Origin of the sequence: Streptomyces sp. NPDC048434 (genome assembly GCF_043200375.1) — a bacterium.
GTDB lineage: Bacteria > Actinomycetota > Actinomycetes > Streptomycetales > Streptomycetaceae > Streptomyces.
In genome coordinates this window covers 52,265-70,603 of the sequence record NZ_JBICXQ010000031.1, presented here as the reverse complement: position 1 = coordinate 70,603, position 18,339 = coordinate 52,265, and the positions used below count along the sequence as shown (strand labels likewise).

Annotated in this window: 16 protein-coding genes and 3 tRNA genes; 10 read left to right on the top strand and 9 right to left on the bottom strand. The window is 71.6% G+C overall.

Annotated elements, in window-relative coordinates; translation table 11 throughout:
- Positions 1-389: 389 nt before the first annotated feature.
- Entirely contained in the window at positions 390-2,216 is a 1,827-nt protein-coding gene (locus ACGFWI_RS31230; RefSeq protein WP_393909398.1) for a hypothetical protein, read from the top strand.
- A 246-nt stretch (positions 2,217-2,462) separates the two neighbouring features.
- Positions 2,463-3,944, top strand: a complete 1,482-nt coding sequence (locus ACGFWI_RS31225) for a N,N-dimethylformamidase beta subunit family domain-containing protein (RefSeq protein ID WP_393909397.1) — start codon at positions 2,463-2,465, stop codon at positions 3,942-3,944.
- Between the two features lie 49 nt (positions 3,945-3,993).
- Here the strand turns inward: ACGFWI_RS31225 and ACGFWI_RS31220 are convergent, their stop codons facing one another.
- Positions 3,994-4,893 (bottom strand): LysR family transcriptional regulator, encoded by a 900-nt coding sequence (locus tag ACGFWI_RS31220; protein ID WP_393909396.1) that lies wholly within the window; start codon positions 4,891-4,893, stop codon positions 3,994-3,996.
- A gap of 101 nt (positions 4,894-4,994) precedes the next feature.
- Here ACGFWI_RS31220 and ACGFWI_RS31215 point away from each other — a divergent pair, with 101 nt between their 5' ends.
- Positions 4,995-6,305, top strand: a complete 1,311-nt coding sequence (locus ACGFWI_RS31215; protein WP_393909395.1) for an MFS transporter — start codon at positions 4,995-4,997, stop codon at positions 6,303-6,305.
- A gap of 97 nt (positions 6,306-6,402) precedes the next feature.
- Positions 6,403-7,302 (top strand): phosphoribosylaminoimidazolesuccinocarboxamide synthase, encoded by a 900-nt coding sequence (locus ACGFWI_RS31210; RefSeq protein ID WP_393909394.1) that lies wholly within the window; start codon positions 6,403-6,405, stop codon positions 7,300-7,302.
- A gap of 134 nt (positions 7,303-7,436) precedes the next feature.
- On the opposite strand, the gene ACGFWI_RS31205 is transcribed toward ACGFWI_RS31210, so the two are convergent.
- The 8 genes from ACGFWI_RS31205 to ACGFWI_RS31170 form a co-directional block, all read right to left on the bottom strand.
- Positions 7,437-7,509: transfer RNA gene (locus ACGFWI_RS31205), tRNA-Gly, on the bottom strand.
- A 53-nt stretch (positions 7,510-7,562) separates the two neighbouring features.
- Entirely contained in the window at positions 7,563-8,192 is a 630-nt protein-coding gene (locus ACGFWI_RS31200) for a response regulator transcription factor (RefSeq protein ID WP_393909393.1), read from the bottom strand.
- A 61-nt stretch (positions 8,193-8,253) separates the two neighbouring features.
- Positions 8,254-9,510, bottom strand: coding sequence for a sensor histidine kinase (locus ACGFWI_RS31195; RefSeq protein WP_393909392.1), 1,257 nt, complete (start codon positions 9,508-9,510; stop codon positions 8,254-8,256).
- Between the two features lie 38 nt (positions 9,511-9,548).
- Positions 9,549-10,367, bottom strand: a complete 819-nt coding sequence (locus ACGFWI_RS31190) for an ABC transporter permease (protein ID WP_393909391.1) — start codon at positions 10,365-10,367, stop codon at positions 9,549-9,551.
- On the bottom strand, positions 10,364-11,419 hold the full coding sequence (locus ACGFWI_RS31185; RefSeq protein ID WP_393909390.1) for an ABC transporter ATP-binding protein: 1,056 nt from the start codon (positions 11,417-11,419) through the stop codon (positions 10,364-10,366). Before ACGFWI_RS31185 ends, ACGFWI_RS31190 begins: the two co-directional genes overlap by 4 nt.
- Positions 11,420-11,605: 186 nt before the next feature.
- A tRNA-Gly gene (locus ACGFWI_RS31180) sits at positions 11,606-11,678 on the bottom strand.
- Positions 11,679-11,752: 74 nt separating this feature from the next.
- A tRNA-Gly gene (locus ACGFWI_RS31175) sits at positions 11,753-11,824 on the bottom strand.
- A gap of 120 nt (positions 11,825-11,944) precedes the next feature.
- Positions 11,945-12,265, bottom strand: a complete 321-nt coding sequence (locus ACGFWI_RS31170; RefSeq protein WP_030086195.1) for an Lsr2 family protein — start codon at positions 12,263-12,265, stop codon at positions 11,945-11,947.
- A gap of 300 nt (positions 12,266-12,565) precedes the next feature.
- Between ACGFWI_RS31170 and purS the strand changes: the two genes are divergently transcribed.
- The 6 genes from purS (at position 12,566) to ACGFWI_RS31140 (ending at position 18,299) form a co-directional block, all read left to right on the top strand.
- Positions 12,566-12,811, top strand: a complete 246-nt coding sequence (purS, locus tag ACGFWI_RS31165) for a phosphoribosylformylglycinamidine synthase subunit PurS (RefSeq protein ID WP_030086196.1) — start codon at positions 12,566-12,568, stop codon at positions 12,809-12,811.
- Positions 12,808-13,488 carry a phosphoribosylformylglycinamidine synthase subunit PurQ gene (gene purQ, locus ACGFWI_RS31160; protein ID WP_393909389.1) on the top strand — a complete coding sequence of 227 codons (681 nt, stop codon included), beginning with the start codon at positions 12,808-12,810 and terminating at the stop codon, positions 13,486-13,488. Before purS ends, purQ begins: the two co-directional genes overlap by 4 nt.
- 91 nt (positions 13,489-13,579) lie before the next feature.
- The gene (purL, locus tag ACGFWI_RS31155) at positions 13,580-15,829 is read left to right on the top strand and encodes a phosphoribosylformylglycinamidine synthase subunit PurL (RefSeq protein ID WP_393909388.1); all 2,250 of its coding nucleotides are present in this window, start codon (positions 13,580-13,582) and stop codon (positions 15,827-15,829) included.
- A 150-nt stretch (positions 15,830-15,979) separates the two neighbouring features.
- Positions 15,980-16,492, top strand: coding sequence for an ArsR family transcriptional regulator (locus ACGFWI_RS31150; protein WP_393909387.1), 513 nt, complete (start codon positions 15,980-15,982; stop codon positions 16,490-16,492).
- Positions 16,493-16,528: 36 nt separating this feature from the next.
- Positions 16,529-17,365, top strand: a complete 837-nt coding sequence (locus ACGFWI_RS31145) for a M23 family metallopeptidase (RefSeq protein WP_393909443.1) — start codon at positions 16,529-16,531, stop codon at positions 17,363-17,365.
- A gap of 136 nt (positions 17,366-17,501) precedes the next feature.
- Positions 17,502-18,299, top strand: a complete 798-nt coding sequence (locus tag ACGFWI_RS31140) for a sterol carrier family protein (protein WP_393909386.1) — start codon at positions 17,502-17,504, stop codon at positions 18,297-18,299.
- Positions 18,300-18,339: the final 40 nt, after the last annotated feature.

Sequence of the window (18,339 nt, the reverse complement as noted above, 5' to 3'; positions counted from 1 at the left end):
CTCTGCTGGGGCATGTGCCGCATACCGTGACATATGCCCCAGTCCTATAGGTGCAGACCCGGCCGAAGTGCCCATGGCCCACACCCGCCCGGCACCGGTTCCCGGCTTTCCCCAAAGCCATTCCATCGAGTGACCGCACCAGGTATACGGCTGACGAGGCCCACACCCCCAACTAGGGTGCCGCGCAAGCGTCCTGTGGTCGCCGGGCCGGAATCCGGCCCGGTTGCCACGGCGACGTCCGGCAAGTGGCTCACCGGCATTGCGATGTCAGTGGCCGGTGCCACAGTGGTGGTGGAGTGCGAGCGCTCCACTCACCGCGCAATTCTCGTACGTCCGTCCCGTGTTCTCTCCGTCCGGCTCCTTCAGGACAGCAGGGGGTGTACAGGCTCGTGGCAAGTCCGGAAACAGGCGTCCTGGCGGCGCGTGCCCGCGCCCTTGCCGTGCTGCGGATCCGCAGCACGGCGCTGGCCGTTGCACTGCTGCCGGCGGCCGTGGCCGTGGTGCTGTTCGCCGGCCGGGCGACCGGCCATCTCGGCGCGGGCACCGGCTGGGATCTCGCCCGCTGGATCGCCGGCGGCCTCGCGGCGCTCAGCCTTCTGCTGGCCGCGCTGGTCACCGCCGTCGTCGCGCGCGCCAGACCCGCGCTCAGCCCGTCCGTGCCGATCTCCGAGAAGTCGGCCCCCGACCTCTACCGTCTCGTCCGCGATCTCGCCGACCGGCTGGAGGTCCCGGCGCCCTCGGCCATAGCGCTCACGCCGGACTGCGACAGCTGGCTGGAGGACCGTACCCACCGCGCCCACGGCCCGCCGCGCGGCGGGAAAGCGGCGACCGGTGAAGGACGCCGGGTCCCCGAGGCGCCCGTCCTGGTCATCGGCTCACCGTTCCTGTGGTGGATGCGGGTCGCCGAACTGCGCGCCCTGCTGGCCCCGGTCGTCGCCGGCACCGGCCCGTCCGCCCACCCCGATATAGCCGCCGCGCGCCGCTTCATCCGCGGCCTGGACGCCGCCGTTGCCGTATCGGCCCGCGCCCGGGGCCCGCTGCGCGCACTCCCGCTCCGTTTCGTCGGCAGGGTGGCGCGACTGCTGCTGCGCGCCGGCCGCGAACACGCCACGATCATGGAACGTGCCGTCGCGGCTGCCGCCTCCGAGCGCGCGCAGAACGTCGACTACGGCCTGCGGATCGTCGCCCAGGAGCAGGTCGGCCTCGCCTACGCGGGCTGGGACCGGCTGCTGACCCGGGTCGCGCTGCCCGCCTGGCGGATGGGCCGCTGGCCCTCCCGGCTGGACGCCGGTGTGGTCTCCGCGCTCACCGAACTCTCCCGCCGCGACCGCCTCGCCAACGGCTTCGCCTCCCGTCTCGGCGAGCGCCCCGCCTGCGACCTCCTGGAGGAGCCGGGCGCCATCGACCGCGCCGCCTCCCTGCTGGCCGCCCGGCTCTTCCACGGCGGTCCGGCCGAGCCCGGACCCGACTGGTCGCCGGTCGGCTGGAGCCAGTACCCGGAAGAGGTCGTGGACCGGAAGTGGCGGCTGGAGGCCGCCCGTCTCCACCGCGTCCTCGACAACCTCCCGGCGACCGCGCTCCCTGCGGCCCCGCCCACGCCGGCGGCCCCGGACCCGGCCTCCGCCCCGCCCCTCTCGTACGCCCGCTCCGCCACCCGTACGCCCGCAGGTCGCCACCCGGCGGACCGCCCCGCCGGCGGCCCGCCGTCCGCCGGCCGGCGCGACGACCGGCCGGCCGTCCCGGCCCCGGGCCCGACGCTGGCCCGCGTCATCGACCGGCTCGCCCAGGGCGAGCAGGCGGGCGATCTGGTCGCCGCCCGGCTGGGCGCGGAGGTCGAGCGCGAGGAACGCGAGGAAGCGGCCCGCCAGGTCGCCCGCGGCAGCTCGGCGCAGGACGCCACCATCGGCGTGGCCTGGGGCGACGGCATGGTCTCCGAGGGCGGCCTCCCGCTGTTCCCGCTGCAGCCGCCCCGTACGGGCCGCGAACTCCTGGCCGACCACGTCACCGCCATGGTCTGCTGCGCCGCCGTCGACACCGCCGGCGCCGCCCCCGGCCTGGACTGGCTCGACGGTCCGGCGCTGCTGGTCGACGGCGCCCGCCGCGCCGACCTCGGCCGTCCGGTGCTCAGCCTGGTCGACGACGGCGATGCGGAACCGCTCCGCGGCTGGCTGACGACGGTCGGCGTACGCCCCGAGAAGCCGGTCCGGCTGGTATGACCGGAAAGCCGTACTTATCCGCCGGGCGGGAGCCGGGCTCCTCGTCCCCGGCCTCCCGCACCACCGGCTGAATGTTCCCTTCCAGTTCGCATTTCGGGGGCGGTGCCCTCTAAATTCACGACGAAGGGTGACGAAGTGAGTGCGTAATGTGATGTGCTGGGGGATGGCCGGCCGGGTTCGCCCGGCCGGACGCAGCACCGGCTCGATCGGCCGCGGCCGATGGGGGATGCGGGAGGGGAGTGGAAGGTGGCCACGGATCAGATCAGGCGCTGGGAGTCGGGCGCGCTCGCCCACGCGGTCACGGACCCGTTCGGGCAGGGCCCGCTGCCCTGGCTGCGCGACAGCGAGAGCTACTTCGACTCCGGCCGCATCATTCCCTGGTACGTCGACCCCGCCGTCGCCCAGGGCGATCTGCGGGTGCCCGTACCCAGCAAGCACAACGGCCCGCGTACCGCCGATGACGTCCACCGTCAGATCAAGGGCTTCGCCGGCCCCGGCGCGGTGGCCCCCGGCGAGGCCATCGACTTCCGTGTCTCGGTCGATCCGCCCCAGCCGTTCAACATCGGCATCTACCGCATCGGCCATTACGCGGGCGCCGGCGCCTCCAAGATCGCCAACAGCCCCCGTCTGGCCGGCATCGTCCAGCCGCCCCCGCTGACGGCGGACCGCACGGCCTCCTGCCACCACTGGTGGCTGTCCTGGCGCCTCCAGGTCCCCACGTACTGGCAGCTCGGCGCCTATGTCGCGGTGCTGACCACCGCCGACGGCCGCTATCGCTCGCACATCCCCTTCACGGTCCGCGACAACCAGCCCGCCGACCTCCTCCTGCTGCTGCCCGACATCACCTGGCAGGCCTACAACCTCTACCCGGAGGACGGCCGGACCGGCGCCAGCCTCTATCACGCCTGGGACGAGGAGGGCGCCCTGCTCGGCGAAGGGGACGCCGCCACCACCGTCTCCTTCGACCGCCCCTACGCCGGCGCCGGGCTGCCCCTCCATGTCGGTCATGCCTACGACTTCATCCGCTGGGCCGAGCGCTACGGCTACGACCTCGCCTACGCCGACGCCCGCGATCTGCACGCCGGCCGCGTCGACCCGTCCCGCTACCGCGGCCTGGTCTTCCCCGGCCATGACGAGTACTGGTCGGTGCCCATGCGCCGTACGGTCGAGCGCGCCCGCGACGCCGGCACCTCCCTCGTCTTCCTCTCCGCCAACACCATGTACTGGCAGGTCGAACTCTCGCCGTCGCCCTCGGGCCCGGACGCCCTGCTCCACTGCCGCAAGCGCCAGGGCCCCGGACGCCCCGCGCTCTGGCGGGAGTTGGGGAACCCCGAACAACGGCTGATGGGCATCCAGTACGCCGGCCGGGTCCCCGAGCCGGCCCCCATGGTCGTCCGCAACGGTGAGCACTGGCTGTGGGATGCCACCGGCGCCCACGAGGGCGATGAGCTCCCGGGCCTGGTCGCCGGCGAGGCCGACCGCTACTTCCCGCGCACCAGCCTCCCCGAGCACACCCGCCGCATCCTGCTCTCCCACTCCCCCTACCGCGACAGCGAAGGCGCCCGCCGCCATCAGGAGACCTCGCTCTACCGCGCCCCCAGCGGCGCCTGGGTCTTCTCCTCCGGCACCTTCGCCTGGTCCCCCGCTCTCGACCGCCCCGGCCATGTCGACGAGCGCGTCCAGCGCGCCACCGCCAACCTCCTCGACCGCATCTGCAAACGCGACTGACCGCGCCCGCCGTTCGTTTCGCCGTGCCGTGCCGTGCCGTGCCCGCCCGCTAGCGCGCCGCGCGCGGCCCCAACTCCCGTGCCAGTGCGACCGTCAGCGCCCGGAAGATCCGCACCTCCTGATTCGGGTCCCCGGCGCGAGTGGCGAGCACGCTGTGCGCCCACGGCGCGTCCAGCACCGGCACATACGCCGTGCCCGGCCAGGGGTAGTAGCGCGCGAACGACTTCAGCGCCGAGCCCGCGCCCCGCCCCGCCGCCACGCTCGTCAGGCAGTCGTGCGGGGTCAGGGCGCAGTCGGGACTGCGGCGTGCGCCCTCGTCGAAGTAGAGGTAGTCGGTGAAGGGCCGGGGCGTGTGCGGAGGCAGCCGCAGATACGGCAGGTCGATGATGTCGGCCAGCCGCACCCCCTCCCGCGCCGCCGCCGCGAGCCCGGACGCCGCCGGCACCACCACGATCCGCTGCTCGGTCGTCAGCACATCGACCGCTATCCCCTCGCTCTGGAACACCGGCCGCACGAACGCCACATCCACCCGGTCCTCCCGCAGCGCACTGCAGTGCTCGGTAAAGGTCAACTGGACCAGCGACAACGGGACTTCGGGCCGCGCCCGGCGGAAGGCGCTGACCGCGGCGGGGGTCACCTCGGCCGATCCGTGCCCCATGACGCCGACCCGCAGCGGCCGGCTCGGCGCCGCCTCCCGGGCCGCTTCCGCCACATCGTCCATGGCGGCGTTGGCGGCGGCGAGCAGCGTACGGGCGTGGGAGACCAGCCGTCGCCCGGCCGCGGTCGGCACCACGGGGCTGCGCTCCAGCAGCGCGGCGCCGAACTCCCGCTCCAGCTGCTGCACATGCCCGGTCACCGCTGCGGGCGACAGAAACAGCCGGGCCGCCGCCCGCCCGAAGTGCCCCTCCTCGACCACGGCAAGGAAGGAGGAGAGCCGCCGCAGATCCATGCGGCCCACGATAATTCCGGACCCGCGCCGCCGCCGGGTCCGTTCACATTTCCTGAACGGGGGAAGCGCCACCGCCCGCGCGGCCCGTACAAACCCCTTCCATGACGACCACGGCACCCCCCACCGGCCGCCACCCGCTCCTGCACCGCCACTGGCTGCGCACCGGCTGGGTGATGACCGCCTCGGGCTGGAGCGCCAACCAGTTCTCCGCTCTCCTCGGTGCCTACCACTCCGACCTCGGTCTGACGGCGGCGACGACCACCGCCCTCTTCGGCGTCTATGTCCTGGGCCTGATCCCCGGCCTGCTGCTGGGCGGCCCGGCCGCCGACCGCCGTGGCCGCCGCCCCGTCGTCCTCGCCGCGCTCGGGCTCTCCGCGCTGGCGACCGGACTGCTGATGGCGGGTTCGGTGGTCACCGGCCTGCTGTGGCCCGGCCGTTTTCTGACCGGCATCGGCGCCGGTGCGCTGCTCGGCGCCGGCAGCGCCTGGATCAAGGAGCTGTCCTCACCTCCGTACGACACCCACTCCACGGGCGGTGCAGCGGCCCGCCGTTCGGGCCTCTTCCTCTCCGCGGGCTTCGCCACCGGCGGGCTGGTGGCGGCGCTGACAGCCCAGTGGGCCCCGGCGCCCCTGCTCACGGCGTACCTGCCCCACCTCGTCCTCTCCGTGATCGCCGCGCTCCTGGCGGCCCGCGCACCGGAGACGGCCCGCCCCGGCGGCCGGCCGGCGGCCCCGGCATCCGACGCGCCCGTGCCCGCGCCCGCGACGGCGCTGGCCCCTGCGCCCGCCGACTCGACGGAGGTACGGTCCCCCGCGCCGTACGGCCCTGCGGCGGAACCGTCCACCGCCCCCGCCACCGCCTTCCGCCGTCTGGTCGCCCCCGTCGCTCCCTGGGTGTTCGTCGCGCCGAGCATCGCCCTCGCCACCCTCCCCGGGCTCGTCGATGCCGGGCTCACCGGCTGGCAGACCGTGTACGCCGGCCTCATCACCGTCGTCACCCCCGGCACCGGCCTGCTCGTCGCGCCCCTCGCCCGGCGCCTCGCCGCCCGGCACCGCATCGCCACCGCCGTCGCCGGTCTGGCCGCCGTCATCCTCGGCCTGCTCCTCGCCGCCTTCGCCGTCGCCCGCATACGGCCCGATGCCGCGCTGCTCGCCGCCGCCGTACTCGGCGCGGGATACGGACTGTGTGTGGCGTACGGCCTCACCGAGGTCGCCGCCCTTGCGCCCCCGGACCGGCTGGCCCGCTTCACCGCCCGCTTCTGGGCCCTGTGCTACCTGGGCTTCTGCACCCCGTACGCGATCACGCTGCTCACCGGCCCGTTCGCCCCGGCCACGGTGCTGCTCGCGGCGGTCGTCCCGGCCGCAGCCACCCTCGCGCTGATCGCCCGCCGGGGCACCCGCCCCACCGTCTGACGCCCGCCTCCACGGCGTACCCGGCCCCCGTCCGTCACCTCCGGCCCGCGTAAGGGAGAATCGGTATGACTCCTGGATCAACCTACGCGGAGGAAGCGTGCCCGGTTTTGTAGAAAAGCCTGAGCCGGTGGAGGTTCCCGGGCTCACCCACCTTCACACCGGCAAGGTGCGCGACCTCTACCAGAACGCCGCCGGCGACCTGATCATGGTCGCCAGCGACCGCACCTCCGTCTACGACTGGGTGCTGCCCACCGAGATCCCCGAAAAGGGCCGCATCCTCACCCAGCTGTCCCTGTGGTGGTTCGAGCAGCTCGTCGACCTGGCCCCCCACCACGTCCTCTCCACCGACGTCCCGGCCGGCGCTCCCGCCGACTGGGAGGGCCGCACCCTGGTCTGCAAGTCGCTGCGGATGGTCCCCGTCGAGTGTGTGGCCCGCGGCTACCTCACCGGCTCCGGCCTCGCCGAATACCGGCAGACACGTACGGTCTGCGGGCTGGCCCTCCCCGAAGGCCTCGTCGACGGCTCCGAACTCCCCGCGCCGATCTTCACCCCGGCCACCAAGGCCGCCGTCGGCGACCACGACGAGAACGTCTCCTACGAGGAGGTCGTCCACGAGGTCGGTGCCGATGTGGCCGCCCAGCTGCGGCAGACGACCCTCGCCGTCTACGGCCGGGCGCGCGATATCGCCCGTGAGCGCGGCGTCATCCTGGCGGACACCAAGTTCGAGTTCGGCTTCGACGGTGAGCAGCTGACCCTGGCCGACGAGGTCCTGACGCCCGACTCCTCGCGCTTCTGGCCCGCCGACCTGTGGCAGCCGGGCCGCGCCCAGCCGTCCTTCGACAAGCAGTTCGTCCGCGACTGGCTGACCTCCCCCGCCGCGGCCTGGGACCGTACGGGCGAGCTGCCGCCGCCCGCCCTCCCGCACGAGATCGTCGAGAGCACCCGCGCCAAGTACGTCGAGGCCTACGAGCGCCTCACGGGTCTCAGCTGGTCATGAGAGCCCCCTCCGGCCCGGGTCCGCACCCGGGCCGGAGAACCGGCAGCCGGCCGCACCCGGCCCGCAGCCACCGCACCCGGGCATACGAGAAGGCCCCGTCCGGCATCGCTGCCGGACGGGGCCTTCTCCTTCTGAGCGGACGACGAGGTTCGAACTCGCGACCTCAACCTTGGCAAGGTTGCGCTCTACCAACTGAGCTACGTCCGCATGCTCCGTGCAAGGCTCCTGGGATCAGTCGCCGCCGCGCGGTGCGGGCACCACTATAGCCAACCTCGCTCGCGGGCGAGGCGCGCCGCGGCGTGACGGTTCTCCGCGCCCAGCTTCGCGGTCGCCGACGAGAGGTAGTTCCGTACCGTGCCCGGCGACAGCGACGCGCGCTCCGCGATCTCCGCGACCGGCGCCCCGTCCTCGGCGCATTCCAGCACCTCCGCCTCCCGGACCGACAGCGGCGACTCCCCGGCACTGATCGCATCCGCCGCCAACTCCGGGTCCACGTAGCGGTTTCCGGCATGGACCGTGCGTATGATCTCCGCCAGCCGCTGCGCCGACACCGTCTTCGGCACAAACCCCCGCACCCCGGCCGCCAGCGCCCGCTTCAGATGCCCCGGCCGCCCATGACTCGTCACGATCATGGAGCGGCACCCCGGCACCTCACCCCGCAAGGATGTGGCCACCGCCACACCGTCCGCCCCCGGCATCTGCAGATCCAGCACCGCCACATCCGGCCCGTGTGCCCGGGCCATCGCCCGCGCCTCCGGCCCCGACGCCGCCTCGGCCACCACCAGCAGATCGTCCTCCAGCGACAACAGCGCCGCCAGCGCCCCACGGATCAGATGCTCGTCATCCGCGAGCAACACCCGGATCACCTCGCCACGCACCCCGTCGCTCACCCGTCACCCCATCTCTCCGCTCACCACGAATCCCCGCACCGTGCCGTCCCCCCGGGGGCTCCTACCCCGCCACCGCTCCCACCGGCAGCTCGACCGTCAGACGGTAGGAACTCTTCAGGACCGGACCCGACGTCAGGGTGCCGCCCAAGGGGTGCAGTCGTTCCCGCAGCCCCTTGAGGCCGTTGCCGGGCAGCGAGCCGGCCCCGGTCGTGCCCGGCTGGTGGATGACACCGTCGTTCTCCATGGTCATCACGAGCACCGAGCGGTGCGGATCGATCCGGGTCCGCAGCGCACAGTGCCGCACCTCGGCGGCATGCCGCAGGACGTTCGTGGTGCCTTCCCTTACGACCCAGCCGAGCGCCGACTCCACCTCCGGCGGCAGCCGCGTCCCCTCCCCGCCGTCGATACGGCAGTCCACCCCGGCCGCCCGCAGGATGGAGCGGGCCCCGGCCAACTCCGCCTGCAGATCGGCCTTCCGGTAACCGCGCACCACCTCCCGTACCTCCCGCTGGGACTCCTGGGCGATCCGCTGCACCTCCACCATCTGCTCCACTGCCTCCGGCCGCTCCCGCCGGGCCAGCTGGACCGCCAGCTCGCTCTTCAGCGCGATCACCGCAAGGTTCCGCCCCATGACATCGTGCAGATCCCGGCCGAACCGCAGCCGCTCCTCGGCGACCGCGAGCCGGCTCTCGGTACTGCGCGCCGCATCCAGCTTCCGGACCACACCGAGCAGCCAGCCCGTGGGCCGCGCTATCGCCAGGCTCCACACGCCGGCGAGGACCAGCAGACACGCCAGGGCCAGCGAGCCCAGCCAGAGGCCCGTGAACAGGGCGAGCAGCAGGGTGAGTCCCATCGCGGCGCCGGTCAGCGTCGCAAGGAATCTCCGCTTGGAGACCACCAGGCAGTGCGCCATGAAGAACGGTGTGAGGCTGGCGCCGGCCGCCAGGGACATGGTGCCTAGGCTTTCCCTGTCGGCGATCCCGTTGACCGCGATCAGTGTGAACAGCGCGATTTCGGCGGCGAGCGTCAGCACACCCGAGACGAGCAGCAGGCCGCGCGGCGTCGCCCCCAGCCTCAGATAGCGGTTCAGAGCCCGGTTCAACAGCGGGACGGCCAGCACGCACTGAACCATATTCAGTCCGGTGGCGACAGCGGCCAAGGTGGCCGGCAACGGGCCGCCCGCCGGCTTGCCCATGACGGGCATCACCCCGCCGAACACGGGAAGCCAGGGCAGGGCGTACAGAGTCCAGCGGAAGTACGCCTCGACCATGCCCACCTGGCTCCGCCGTCGCCACATCGCCTGCAGCCGTCCGATCATGCGCCGCTGCCCCCCGTCGTCCCGGTCACCTTGCGTCGCTAGCGCCGCGGCTCCCAGCGGAACCACCGCTGCACAGCAAACAGCGCGAGCCCGGCCCAGGCCAAGCCGATGACCAGCTGCCCCAGCGTCTCCTGGACATCCCCGCCGCCGGTCCAGCCGGCCCGTATCAGCTCCATCGTCGGTGACAGCGGCAGGAATTCGAGGAACCCGGCGACATGCTCCGGAAGGACGTCCAAGGGGACCAGCATCCCCGAGCCCGCCATCGACAGCATCATGAAGGGCAGCACGGTCAGCTGTGCGGCCTCGGTCGACTTCGCGAAGGCCGAGGACGCCGCTGCGGCCCCGACGACCGCGACCATGCCCAGCACCACTCCGGCAATCAGGAGGTGCGGCGCGCCGGGCAGGCCGGTGCCCAGCGCCGGACTGCCGAGGACGACGAGGAGCGCGCACTGCGCCAGGCCCAGCAGTACCGAGGGAAGCGCGGTGCCCGCCAGTATTTCCAGATCCCGCAGTTCACCGGTGCGCAGGCGCTTGAGCACCAGCTCCTCGCGCCGGGCGACATAGGCGCCGGTGAGGCTGGAGTAGACGGCAAAGAGCAGAACGTATCCGAGAGTGGCGGGCAACAGCACCGTTTCGAGCGACAGCCCCGTGCCGGCCAGGTTCATCGAACCGACCGCCTGTTTCATGGCGAACGCCATGGCAATCGGGATGATCAGCGACGTGTACAGCACGGTCTTGTTACGGCCGAGAAGCGTCAACTCGGCCTGACCCAGGGAGAGTAGACGTCCGGCGGTGCGGGTTTCCGCGGGAATATTCGCCCGCTCATGGCTGACGGCTGCGCTCGTACGTGGACTCATGTGTTCTCCAGCCCCTTTGCGATGTGCAGAAATGCCTCTTCCAGCGACGCAGATCTGACGTCCAGTCCGCGCAGCGTTATCCCCTTCTCCTGCGCCCAGACCAGCACTCCGGTCGCGGCCCGCTGCAGTTCGTCCGTCCGCAGCCGGACCGTGCGCCCGGCCGTCTCATGGCCGATGACGCCCAGTTCCCCCAGCGGTGGCAGATCGCCGAGATGGAATCCGTCGGGCAGCTCGAAGGAGAGGTGCGCGGGATGCGCGGCCACGACCTCCGCGACATGTCCCGCTGCCGCTATCCGCCCGTCGTGCAAGATCGCCAGCCGGTCCGCCAATTCCTCGGCTTCTTCGAGATAGTGGGTGGTCAGCACGACCGTGGTCCCGGAGTCCCGCAGCTCGCGGACCAATTCCCAGGTGGCATGGCGCGCTTCGGTGTCCAGCCCCGTCGTCGGCTCGTCCAGGAACAGCACCTCGGGCCTCCCCAGCAGCGCGAGTGCGAGATCCAGCCGACGGCGCTCGCCCCCGGACAGCTGCTTGACCCGGACGTCCCTGCGCCGGTCCAGCCCCACGGTGCCGAGGACTTCCGCGATCTGGCGCGCCCCGCTGGTGCACCCGGCCCACATCCGCAGGGTTTCCGCGGGCGTCAGCTCGGAGGGGAAGCCGCCCTCCTGCAGCATGACGCCGATCCGGGGCCGCACCTTGCCCCGCTCACGGAACGGGTCATGGCCGAGGACCCGGACCCGTCCGGAGGTGGGCGCGGCCAGGCCCTCCAGCAGTTCGAGGGTGGAGGTCTTGCCCGCCCCATTCGTCCCCAGGAGCGCGAACAGCTCGCCTCGGTCGACGGTGAAGTCGATTCCGCTCACGGCCTCATAACTCTCCCGCGCGCCGGACCGGATCCGCCCGCCGCGCCCGCCCTGCTTCCCCTCCTTTTCCGCACGCCGCCCGGCCGCGCCGTAGCGCCTGCGGAGTTCGGTGACCTCGATCACACTCGCGCCCGAGTCGGCGCTCCTGACGCTGCCGCGGCCGGCCTCCGCGATGGTTTTCTCCCCGATGTTCATGAGTCCAGCGTTTCGCCGGATCAAGGTTCCGGGCAGTGCGACCTGTCATCGCAGCCGATGACAAATGTCAGTTGCCAACGCCGGAAGAGGAGAGGGAGGCAGAGGAGGAAGAAGCGGGAGGAAGTGACGCGATCGCCGGCAAATGAAGAAGGCCCCGGTCGCAATGACCGGGGCCTTCTCTTTCTGAGCGGACGACGAGGCTCGAACTCGCGACCTCAACCTTGGCAAGGTTGCGCTCTACCAACTGAGCTACGTCCGCAGGCATCCACTCGGCTTTCACCGAGCGGCGCGACAGCTACTGTACCTGATCCAATGACTGGTCGAGACTGTCAGAGCGGGTGACAGGGATTGCACACTGCGCCTCCCCCTTGGAAAGGGGGCGCTCTACTACTGAGCTACACCCGCGTGACTCCGTGAGGTCCGGCCCTTTCGGCCTCGCCCCTCGGCGTGCTCCAGACTCTAGCTGATCAGTAGGGGTGCTGTGCAAGTCGGCTGCGCCCGGGCCGAGGGACGCCCGTAAGTCGGTTAGTGGTTGGCGGCGTTGAAGGCCTCGTAGACCTTCTTGGGGATGCGGCCGCGCGGGGGGACGTCCATCTGGTTGGAGCGGGCCCAGGCACGGACGGCCGCGGGATCGGGGTTCACCGCGGTCCGGTGGTAGGCCTTGCCGGACTTGGCCCGCTTGCGGCCGGCCTCGACGAACGGAGCGAGGGCGCCGCGCAGTTTCTTCGCATTGGCGGGATTGAGGTCGATCTCGTACGACTTCCCGTCCAATCCGAAGGTGACCGTCTCTGCGGCTTCTCCTCCGTCGATGTCATCGGAGAGCGTTACTACTACGCGCTGCGCCACGGATATCGGTCCTTTCGTGGAGCGACCCCTTGTTGACGTGGGGTGATGCTCCGGATCCGGCTGATTGGGATCAATGCTTTTTCATTTGTACAGCGATGGGCATTGCATTGTGAAGCCCAGTTAATTTCGTCAGCGTGTCTTCCCGCAATCCGGACCCCGGATCTTTTCGAGAATTTTTCCTGAGCTGCACTCCTTCCGATACCGGACCGTGATCGGGCCCTCCGTATATCTATGCGCGTAGATTTTCGAACACGGTACTGTGAGGACACCGCCTTACGCACCACACCACCGGGAGTGCCAGTGGCACGCGTCGTAGTCGACGTCATGCTCAAGCCGGAGATCCTCGACCCGCAGGGGCAGGCGGTGCAGCGCGCACTGCCACGCCTGGGCTTCGAGGGGATCGCCGACGTCCGTCAGGGCAAGCGTTTCGAACTTGAGGTGGAGGGTCCGGTCGACGACGCCGCCCTCGCTCGCATCCAAGAGATGGCCGAGACCTTCCTTGCCAACACCGTCATCGAAGACTTCACCGTGCGGGTCGACTCATGACCTCGCGCATCGGAGTCATTACCTTCCCCGGCACGCTCGACGACCGCGACACCCAGCGCGCCGTCCGGGTGGCCGGCGCCGAAGCGGTGCCGCTGTGGCACCGCGACAAGGACCTCAAGCAGGTCGACGCCGTGGTGCTGCCCGGCGGTTTCTCCTATGGCGACTATTTGCGGGCCGGGGCCATTTCCCGGTTCTCGCCGGTGATGGAGACCGTGATCGAGCAGGCCAAGGCCGGTATGCCGGTCCTTGGTATCTGCAACGGTTTCCAGGTGCTCACCGAGACGCACCTGCTGCCCGGCGCCATGCTGCGCAACAACCACCTGCATTTCATCTGCCGCGACCAGAAGCTGCGGGTGGAGAACGCGGAGACCTCCTGGACGTCGGACTATGCGTCCGGCCAGGAGATCAGCATCCCGCTGAAGAACATCGACGGCCGGTACGTCGCCGACGGGCGCACGCTCGACATGCTCGAGGCCGAGGGCCGGGTGGCCTTCCGCTACCTGGACGGCAACCCCAACGGCTCGCTCCGCGACATCGCCGGCATCACCAATGAGGCGGGCAATGTCGTCGGCCTCATGCCGCACCCCGAGCACGCCGTGGAGCCGCTGATCGGTACGGGCCGTACCGACGGCCTCGGATTCTTCACCTCGATCCTGAAGAAGCTGGTCAACGCATGAGCGACGCACGCGCGGCCGCCGGGCCGCAGCCGAAGACGAATGCCGCACCTCTGCGCCGCGCGGGCGGAGAAGCGAGTGAAAGGTGCGCGGCATGACTCTCGACACCGTCAAGCACGCAGCCGAGACGCCGGACACCGGCCAGCCGTGGGCCGAACTCGGCCTGAAGCAGGACGAGTACCAGCGCATCCGTGAGATTCTCGGCCGCCGTCCCACCGGCGCCGAACTCGCCATGTACTCGGTCATGTGGTCCGAGCACTGCTCCTACAAGAGCAGCAAGGTCCATCTGAAGCAGTTCGGCGAGAAGGCCCCCGAGAACGACGCGCTGCTCGTCGGCATCGGCGAGAACGCCGGTGTCGTCGACGTCGGCCAGGGCTACGCCGTCACCTTCAAGGTGGAGTCCCACAACCACCCCTCGTACATCGAGCCCTACCAGGGCGCGGCCACCGGCGTCGGCGGAATCGTCCGCGACATCCTCGCGATGGGCGCCCGCCCCGTCGCCGTCGTGGACCCGCTGCGCTTCGGCGCCGCCGACCACCCCGACACCAAGCGCGTCCTGCCGGGCGTGGTGGCCGGCATCGGCGGTTACGGCAACTGCCTGGGCCTGCCCAACATCGGTGGTGAGGTCGTCTTCGACGCCTGCTACCAGGGCAACCCGCTGGTCAACGCCGGTTGCATCGGCGTCATGAAGCACGAGGACATCCACCTCGCCAAGGCGTCCGGCGCGGGCAACAAGGTCATCCTCTACGGCGCCCGCACCGGCGGCGACGGCATCGGCGGCGTCTCCGTGCTGGCCTCGGAGACCTTCGACGACACCAAGCCCACCAAGCGCCCCGCCGTCCAGGTCGGTGACCCCTTCCAGGAGAAGCTGCTCATCGAGTGCACCCTGGAGATCTTCAAGGAAGACCTGGTCGACGGCATTCAGGACCTCGGCGGCGCCGGGCTGTCCTGCGCCACCAGCGAGCTGGCCTCGGCCGGCTCCGGCGGTATGCGCGTCGAGCTGGACACCGTGCCGCTGCGTGACTCCTCCCTCTCGCCCGAGGAAATCCTCATGAGCGAGTCGCAGGAGCGGATGTGCGCGATCGTCGAGCCCGGGAAGGTCGACCGCTTCCTGGAGATCTGCGAGAAGTGGGACGTCATCGCGACCGTCATCGGTGAGGTGACGGACGGCTCGCAGCTGGAGATCTTCTGGCACGGCGAGCAGATCGTGGACGTACCGCCGCGCACCGTCGCCCACGAAGGCCCGGTCTACGAGCGCCCGTACGCCCGGCCCGAGTGGCAGGACGCCCTCCAGGCCGACGACGCGGCCAAGCTGCCCCGCCCGACGGGCGCGGACGAGCTGCGCGCGCAGGTCCTGAAGCTGGTGGCCTCGCCCAACCAGGCCTCCAAGGCGTGGATCACCGACCAGTACGACCGGTTCGTGCAGGGCAACACCGTCCTCGCGCAGCCGGAGGACGCCGGCATGGTCCGCATCGACGAGGACAGCAACCTCGGTGTCGCGCTCGCCACGGACGGCAACGGGCGCTACGCCAAGCTCGACCCGTACGCGGGCGCGCAGCTGGCGCTGGCCGAGGCGTACCGCAATGTCGCCGCCTCCGGCGCCAAGCCGCTGGCCGTCTCCGACTGCCTGAACTTCGGTTCGCCCGAGGACCCGGCGGTGATGTGGCAGTTCGCCGAGGCCACCCGCGGTCTCGCCGACGCCTGCCAGACCCTCGGTACGCCGGTCACCGGCGGCAATGTGTCGCTCTACAACCAGACCGGCGAGGTGGCGATCCACCCGACCCCGGTCGTCGCGGTGCTCGGCGTCATCGACGATGTGAACCGCCGTACCCCGATCGCGTTCGCGGACGAGGGCCAGCTGATCTACCTCCTGGGTGACACCCGGGAGGAGCTGGGCGGCTCGGCGTGGTCGCAGGTCGTGCACGATCACCTCGGTGGTCTGCCGCCGAAGGTGGACCTGGAGCGCGAGCGGCTGCTGGCCGATGTGCTGATCTCCGCCTCGCGCGACGGCATGGTCGACGCCGCGCACGACCTCTCCGACGGCGGTCTGATCCAGGCCCTGGTGGAGTCCTGCCTGCGCGGCGGCAAGGGTGCGCGCCTCGTCGTTCCCGACGGGCTGGACCCGTTCGTGCTGCTCTTCTCCGAGTCGGCGGGCCGGGCGGTCGTGGCCGTGCCGCGCAGCGAGGAGCTCCGCTTCACCGACATGTGCGGTGCGCGGGGGCTGCCGGCCACCCGGATCGGTGTGATCGACGGCGACGAGATCGACGTCCAGGGGCAGTTCAGCCTCCCGCTGAGCGAGCTGAAGGACGCGCACGAGGCGACGATCCCGGGGCTGATCGCGTAGTCAACTCCTCCGGGCCATGACCCGGGAAGCCTGAGCCGAAGCGGCCCGCCGGTACGTCCGGCGGGCCGCTTCGGCTGTTTCCGGGGCTTCCGCACACCGGCCTCCTGGTGAGCCCTTGCCTGCAATTACGTAATTACGTAATCTCTCGCCATGGATCTCGAACAGCGGGTGGCCGAGCTGGAACGACGGCTGGCCGCTCTGGAGCGGTCCGCCGGTCCGGCCGCCCGTCCGCCCGAGCGCGAGCCCGACGACGACCTGTGGGCCCTGCACGGCCTGCAGGCCCAGCTCGCCGAGCTGGGCGCCGACAACGGCGGAGTGCTCTTCACCGGCGCCGTACGGACACCGGCCGGACAGCGCTACGAGTGGCAGTACGGACTGGCCACCGACACCGTGCTGGACGCCGACTGGGCGGCAGCCGCCGAGCCGTTCGCGGCGCTCGGCCGGCCCGTACGGCTGCGGCTGCTGCGCGAGATCCTCGGCGGCCGCAGCACCGCCGCCGAACTCACCGAGCTGGACGATACGGGCACGACCGGCCAGATCTACCACCATCTCCGGCAGCTCACCGCCGCCGGCTGGCTGCACGCGGCCGCCCGTGGCCGCTACGAGGTACCGGCCCACCGCGTCGTACCGCTGCTGGTGATGCTGACCGCCGCCGGGCGCTGACGCCCGGCCGATCTCAGGGGGACAGGAATGAAGTCCATATCCATGCGGAAACTCTCCGAACAGGCCGCTCGCCTCTGCTTGTTCGCCTTCTTCGCGGTGATCGTGGCGAGCTTCTTCGTCGACATTCCGTACTGGTGGGGCTGGGTCCCGCTCGGCCTCTGGCTGCTGCTCCGCCTGGACATGAACCGCCGTGCGGCGCGCGCGGAGGCGAAGGGTCCGGCAGGCGCCGCCCCCGAGCCGGTGGAGGTCGCCGCGCCGGTCACCGGCCGCTGGAAGGCCCTCAACAGCCCCGCCGACAAGGTCCCCAGTCACGGCACCCGGGCGTACGGACAGGCCTACGCCATCGACATCGTGGCGGAACCCGAGCCCCACTCCCGCCCCGGTTTCGGCTGGTGGCCCCTGGTCCGCCGCAACGAAGCCTTCCCGGCCTTCGGCGCGCCGCTGCTCGCCGTCGCCGATGCCACCGTCGTACGGGCCGACGACCGTCAGCGCGACCACCTCAGCCGCACCTCGTGGCCCGCGGCGGTCTACCTGCTCGCCATCGAGGGGCCGGCCCGTGTACTGGGGGGCGCCCGCCGGGTCATCGGCAACCACGTGATCCTCGACCTGGGCGACGGGACGTACGCGCTCTACGCCCATGTCCGGCGCGGCTCGCTCACCGTCCGCACCGGCGACCGGGTACGGGCCGGGCAGCAGCTCGGCCAGTGCGGGGACTCCGGCAACAGCTCGGAGCCGCACGTCCACTTCCAGCTCATGGACGGCGCGGACCCGGAGGCCGCCGACGGTGTCCCCTTCACCTGGCGGGGGATCGGTGTCCCGCCCAACGGCGAGCTCTTCGACACCGAGGCGCCGGCGGAGACGCCCGCGAGCTGAGGGCCCCCGCCCGCTTGAGCGAGGAGCGGGTGAGGCCGGGCCGGGGCCGCGTGGGGCGGCCCGGCGCCGGCATCCCGGTCTCGTTCTCGCCGGTATCCCGGGCTCGTTGTCAGAGGCGCCGCCTAGGCTGATCGTCATGCCTCCTGCCACCCGGAAGCCGCGCGCCCGCCAGTACGACGCAACGAAGACCCGTGCTGCCGTCACGGCCCAGCTCGCGCACGTCCGGGAGGCCGTAAGCGGTCTTGCGCCGGAGCAGTTCGCGCTGCCGACCCGGCTCGGTGACTGGACGGTGCGCGAGCTGGTGGCGCATCTGTCCATGACGGTCGGCAGTGTGGCGCGCAGTCTTGAGCAGCCGGCCCCGTCGCGAGCCGAGGCCGCCCTGGTGGACTGGCCGTCCGTCGCCGCCCCGCTCGCCTCCTCCGTCGACGACCGCACCCGGGCCCTGGCCGCCGCTCACGACCCGGTGGAGCTGCTGGAGCGCACCGCCGAGGAGTTCGCCCGGATCCTCCCGCCGGAATCCGACGACCGGGTGCTGGCCGCCCGGCCAGGTGCGATGCGGCTGACCGACTACCTGGTCACCCGCTGTGTCGAACTCGTGGTGCACAGCGACGATCTGGCGGCGGCGACCGGTCTGCAGATCCCGTACGACCGCCAGGCCCTGGCCGCCACCACCCGGCTGCTGGCCGATGCGCTGGCCGCCAAGGCGCCCGGCAACTCGGTCGAGGTCCGGGTGCCGCCGTTCGCCGTGGTGCAGTGCGTCGAGGGCCCCAGACACACCCGCGGCACCCCGCCGAATGTCGTCGAGACCGACCCGCTGACGTGGATCCGGCTGGCCGCCGGCCGTACGCCATGGGCCGAGGCACTGGACGCGGCGACGGTCAGCGCCAGCGGGGAGCGGGCCGACATCGGCGGGTATCTGCCCGTGCTGAGCTGAGGCCACGGGCGCGGGCGCGGCGGCGAGGGGCGCGCGGTCC